This window comes from Aquabacterium sp. UBA2148, from assembly GCF_002328915.1.
GTDB lineage: Bacteria > Pseudomonadota > Gammaproteobacteria > Burkholderiales > Burkholderiaceae_C > Aquabacterium > Aquabacterium parvum.
The window spans coordinates 10,529-13,179 of sequence record NZ_DCXA01000125.1 but is presented as its reverse complement, the minus strand read 5'-3'; the positions used below and the strand labels follow the sequence as shown (position 1 = coordinate 13,179).

General features: G+C 70.6%; 2 protein-coding genes. Both read right to left on the bottom strand.

Annotated features, from left to right (window positions below; genetic code table 11):
• On the bottom strand, positions 1 to 732 hold a 732-nt coding region (locus B2W70_RS06860), incomplete at its 3' end, for a hypothetical protein (protein WP_286744118.1).
• Positions 729 to 2,651, bottom strand: a 1,923-nt coding sequence (locus tag B2W70_RS06855) for a CHAT domain-containing protein (RefSeq protein WP_286744116.1), incomplete at its 5' end; no start/stop codon positions are given. The genes B2W70_RS06855 and B2W70_RS06860, both read right to left, overlap by 4 nt.

Sequence of the window (2,651 nt, the reverse complement as noted above, 5' to 3'; positions counted from 1 at the left end):
GTCCACGTCGCCGAAGGCCGCGCGCGCCGAGCTGAAGGTGCCATGCACCCACAGCAGCGCCGGGCCCTGGCTGAGGTCGGCCCAGTCGGTGGCGGTGAGCGCGGGGCGCTCGGCAGAGGGGAAGCGGCTGAGGTGGTGCGGGCGCTTTTTGTTTTCCCAAAAGCCCATGGCCGCGTCGATGACGGGGCCGAAGATGGCGTCGCCGATGGGGTAGATCAGCACCTTGAGCAGCTTGCGCCCGACCAGGCCGATGAGGCTGCGCGTGGTGGCCTGCTCGGCCAGCGCAGGTGGCGCCACGGCCACTTCCTTGGGGATGCGATAGCGCAGCGAGGGCCCGCCACCGCGCGTGGCCGCGGGCTGCACGTTCAGGTCGTCATCGAGCGGGAAGTGCCAGTGCATGGCGCCCGCCTCGTCGATGGACAGCACCACCTGAGCATGATCGGGGCCCGGGTCGGCGGCTTCGAGCTCGAAGGCATCGGCGCCATCGGGGCCGCGCATCGACGTGGCCGCCAGCGGCTGCGGCACGACGTTGACCTGCAGCTCTACCGTGGCGACCTCTTCCAGGCCGGCCTGGGCCAGGGCCGCATCGAGCGCGGGCGTGACGAGCTCTTCGCCACGCGTGCCGGGCTGGCGCGGGGGCAGCACGCGGGCCTGGCCCGTCAGGCCGGGCGCGCGCAGCGTGAGGTTGCCGCCGAGGGAGATGGCTTGGCTGCCGCCGTGCAGGGTGGTCATGGTTGGGGCTCCAGGGTGGGTGACGTCGATGAGGTGGATGAGGGGGCGCGGCGCAAGGTCAGGCCAGGGTGGCCATGAAAGACGTACGCCAGGCGCGTGAGGCTGTTGGGCTCGGTGTCGGCAAAGCGGGCGCGCATTTCGCGCAGCACCTCGGCCACGGGGCGTGGTGCGCGGGCCTCGTCTCCAAAGGCCTGTTCGTAAAAGCCCAGGGCGATGTCGCGGGCCAGCTGGTCTTCAACCGACCACAGCGGCCCCAGGAAGGCCCGAAAGCCCCCCTTGATGGCCATGCACGCGAAGCCCGCGGGCGAGCCCAGCAACTCGCTGCCCTTGCCCACCTGGCAGGCGTTCATGAACAGGAAGGGCGCCGAACGCTTGCCCAATGGCGATTGGCCAAAAAAGCTCGGACTCAGGCGCATGCCATCGGCCAGGATGATGGCCGCGTCCAGCGCGTGCTGTTGCAGCGCCTCGCCATGGCAGGCGAAGTGCACGGCCTCGGCGCCATGGCCCGGGTCAAGGTCGCCCAGCTGCGCGGTGAGCAACTTCTTGATCTGCGGGGCGTCGGCGGCCAGCTGCACCGCCTGGTAGCGCTGCACCAGCTGGGCGCCTTCTTCCGTGGCCTGCTGCAGCTTGCGCCAGCCCGAGCGCGCGGCGTAGTCGCCCACCACGGCGGCCATGTGCTGCACCTCGATGTGGGCGCGCGGTGGCAGCTCGCTGTGATCGATCGGCCAGCGGCCCAGGCTCACCTGGCAGCCCAGCAGCGGTGGTGCATCGGCGATGAGCTTGTCGGCGTCGTCGAGCAAGGCCAGCTCCCAGGGCACATGGGACTCGGCGGTGAGCAGCAGCACGTTGAGTGCACGTTGCTCGCCCGTCGCCTGCAAGGCGCTGTGCACCGTGCGCAGGGCCCGCCAGAGCTCCGGCGGCGCGGCGTCCCGGATGGTGCGCCCCAAGCCCATGACCATGAGCTCGGCCATGTCGAGCAAGGTGGCGTTCTGCACCTCGGTGATCACCTTGCCACCGAACTCTGCGCCACCGGTGCCCAGGTCGGAAGGCACCGCCTGATGCGGCAGGTCGGTGGTGTGCGGCGAGGTGAAGCGCCACACGAAGCGGCCCTGGCTGGCGTCGCCATCGGGTTTGTCGATGACGACGGTGAGGTCCACCGGGGGCAAGCCGGACTGCACGTTCACGGCGCTGGCCTGCGGGGCGGTGTCGGTCCACCGTTGGCCATGGCCTTGCACGCGCTCGGGCTCGGCCGCCTGCGGCTGGCTGCTCACCACGGCGATGCGGCGCAGCGCCATGCCGCACACCTGGCCCTCGAACAGGTAGAGCACGCGCAGGCTGCTCAGGCGAGTGGGTTCGTCGCTGGCCAGGCCGGGCGCCACCAGCTCGAACTGCACCGTGGCCTCGCCCGGGCGAGCGCGGTTGACCTGCAGCGTGGCTTGCAGGCCCTGGCCTGCCGGCGCCTCGAAGCCGTCGACGATGAGCTGCACAACCAGCTCGAAGGTTTGCACGTTGGCGGGCAGGTCGAGCACCACGGGGCCACCGATGACGCCGGCTTGCGCCTGCTCGGCCAAGCCCACGGTGACCGTGAAGGCCTGGCGGGTCTGGACGACGTCGGGGGCATCCAGGCGGGGGTGGGCGCTGAAAGGCTGAGTGGGCAACGTAGGCGGTGCGGCGGTTTCAGGCAGGGCCTCGGGCATCGCTTCGGGGGCCATCTCGGTGCCAAAACTCGGTGGCTCGGCACCGGCCATTTCCGGCATCGACACTTCGGGAAGCGCCATCTCCGGCGGCATCGCGTTCTGGTGCTGGGTGAAGGGGCTGCGCTCCTGATGCTGGATTTGCTGCTGCACCTGGCCAAACTGCGCCTGCCCTGTGTGAGGCCGACGGCTGGTCGAGGGTTGGCTGGTCGGCCGAGCCGCCAT